Raw genomic sequence first — 2,363 nt, 5'->3', positions numbered from 1 at the left:
GTCAGCGCGTTGACGTCCCAGGCGAGGAAGTGGATGGTCTTTCCGGTCAGGCCCGGCGCCGCCGCGAAGATGGTGTCGAAATCGGTCGATCCGACCAGCATGAACACCGCGAAGATGCCGAGCGAAAAGCCGAAGTCGCCGACACGGTTGACCACGAACGCCTTGATCGCCGCCGCATTTGCCGACGGCTTCCGATACCAGAAACCGATCAGCAGATAGCTGGCAAGACCGACGCCTTCCCAGCCGAAGAACAGTTGGACCAGGTTGTCCGACGTCACCAGCATCAGCATCGCGAAGGTGAACAGCGACAGATAGCCGAAGAAGCGCGGACGGTTCGGATCCTCGTCCATGTAACCGATGGAATAAAAATGCACTAGCGACGACACCGTGGTGACGACTACCAGCATCACCGCCGTCAGCGTATCGACACGCAACGACCATCCGACCTGGAGATCGCCGGAGGATATCCACGAGAACAGCGCAATCCGCGCGTCATGATGCATGAAGCCGACATCGACCAGCGCCATCCATGACAGGGCCGCGGACGCGATCAGCAGGGCCGTCGTGATCAACTCGGCGGCGCGCGATCCCGCCGCCGGAGGTTCGCTGACGTGATGGTCGTCCTGACCGTGGTCGTCGCCGTGGCCGTGATCATCATGCGCCGTCGTGGCGTGAGCATGACCGTGGTCGCCGTGATGGTCGACCGTATCGCCGCTTGGGTTGCGCCCATGCGCGCCCGCCAGTGCGATCAGCCCGGCGAGGATCGCGCCGATCAGCGGCAAAAAGACGATTGCCTCGATCATTCACACACCCCATTGAGCATGACCCCGCGGCCAATGAAACCATTGGTCGGAAAGAGCCGGTCCTCGCTTTTCCGGATCATGCTTCAGCCCTTCATCAGATTGACGTCCTCAACCGCGATCGAACCGCGGTTGCGGAAATAGACAACGAGAACAGCAAGACCGATCGCGGCCTCCGCCGCGGCGACCGTGAGCACCAACAGCGCAAACACCTGTCCGACGATGTCGCCCAGGAATACCGAGAACGCCACCAGATTGATGTTGACCGCCAGCAGGATCAGTTCCACCGACATCAGGATGACGATGATGTTCTTGCGGTTGAGAAAGATGCCGAGAATCCCGAGCGTGAACAGGATCGCGCCGACCGCTAGGTAGTGACCGAGCCCGATCGTCATTTCACCCACTCCGCCGCGTCGGCGTCCTGCAGTCCCTGCCCGGAGGCAACCTGCCGCACGCTCATCGCCATCTCGGGTGTCCGCGCGTTCTGGACGTTGATGTCCTGCCGCTTGACGCTTTCCCTGTGCCGCAGCGTCAGCACGATGGCGCCGATCATCGCCACCAGCAGCACCAGTCCGGCGAGCTGGAAATATTGGATGTACTTCGTATAGAGCACGAGGCCGAGCGCCTCGGTGTTGCTGACATCGCCCGGAATGGCTGCCGTGATCGATTTCGTGACCGTCGGCGTGAGGGTCCAGCCCCCCACCACCAGCAGCAGTTCAAGCAGGAAGACAGCCGCGATCACCATGCCGAACGGCAGATATTCGAGAAAGCCCTCGCGCAATTCGGCGAAATCCACGTCCAGCATCATGATGACGAACAGGAACAACACCGCGACCGCGCCGACATAGACCACGATGAGGATCATCGCGAGAAATTCCGCCCCCAACAGAATGAACAGGCCGGCAGCGTTGACGAACGCCAGAATGAGAAACAACACCGAATGCACGGGGTTGCGCGAGGTGATGACCATCGCGGCGGATGCGACGCACACACCAGCGAACAAATAGAAGAACAGCGCGGGAAGGATCATGCCCTCACCTCACCGGTACGGCGCGTCGAGTTCGATCGCTTTCGCGATCTCGCGTTCCCAGCGATCGCCGTTGGCGAGCAGCTTGGCCTTGTCATAGTAGAGTTCCTCGCGGGTCTCGGTCGCGAATTCGAAATTCGGTCCCTCGACGATGGCATCGACCGGACAGGCCTCCTGGCACAATCCGCAATAGATGCATTTCACCATGTCGATGTCGTAGCGCACGGTGCGCCGCGTGCCATCGTTGCGGCGCGGGCCGGCCTCGATGGTGATGGCCTGCGCCGGACAAATCGCCTCGCACAGCTTGCAGGCGATGCAGCGCTCCTCGCCGTTGGGGTAGCGGCGCAACGCATGCTCGCCGCGGAAGCGCGGTGAGATCGGATTCTTCTCAAAAGGATAGTTGATGGTCGGCTTCGGCTTGAAGAAATAGCGCATGGTGAGGAAGAAGGCCGATACGAATTCGGTCAGCAGAAGCGAACGGGCTGTTGCATTGATACTCATGGCAACCTCACTTCGGCGCGATGCCGGCGAACTGC

At 60.9% G+C, this 2,363-nt stretch carries 4 protein-coding genes; all 4 read right to left on the bottom strand.

From position 1 onward, the window contains the following. Positions 1-803 (bottom strand): proton-conducting transporter membrane subunit (locus BGO16_RS03660; protein WP_292617244.1); only part of this gene is annotated, 803 nt, incomplete at its 3' end. An 83-nt stretch (positions 804-886) separates the two neighbouring features. After that, complete coding sequence (gene nuoK / locus BGO16_RS03655; protein WP_292617243.1) at positions 887-1,195, bottom strand: NADH-quinone oxidoreductase subunit NuoK; 309 nt, start codon at positions 1,193-1,195, stop codon at positions 887-889. Then, positions 1,192-1,830 (bottom strand): NADH-quinone oxidoreductase subunit J, encoded by a 639-nt coding sequence (locus tag BGO16_RS03650; protein ID WP_292617242.1) that lies wholly within the window; start codon positions 1,828-1,830, stop codon positions 1,192-1,194. Before BGO16_RS03650 ends, nuoK begins: the two co-directional genes overlap by 4 nt. A gap of 9 nt (positions 1,831-1,839) precedes the next feature. Further along, positions 1,840-2,328, bottom strand: a complete 489-nt coding sequence (gene nuoI, locus BGO16_RS03645; protein WP_292611435.1) for an NADH-quinone oxidoreductase subunit NuoI — start codon at positions 2,326-2,328, stop codon at positions 1,840-1,842. Positions 2,329-2,363 lie beyond the last annotated feature (35 nt).

Origin of the sequence: Nitrobacter sp. 62-23, from assembly GCF_001897285.1 — a bacterium.
GTDB lineage: Bacteria > Pseudomonadota > Alphaproteobacteria > Rhizobiales > Xanthobacteraceae > Nitrobacter.
The sequence above is the reverse complement of the archived record's forward strand: the minus strand, read 5'-3'. Positions and strand labels throughout refer to the sequence as shown.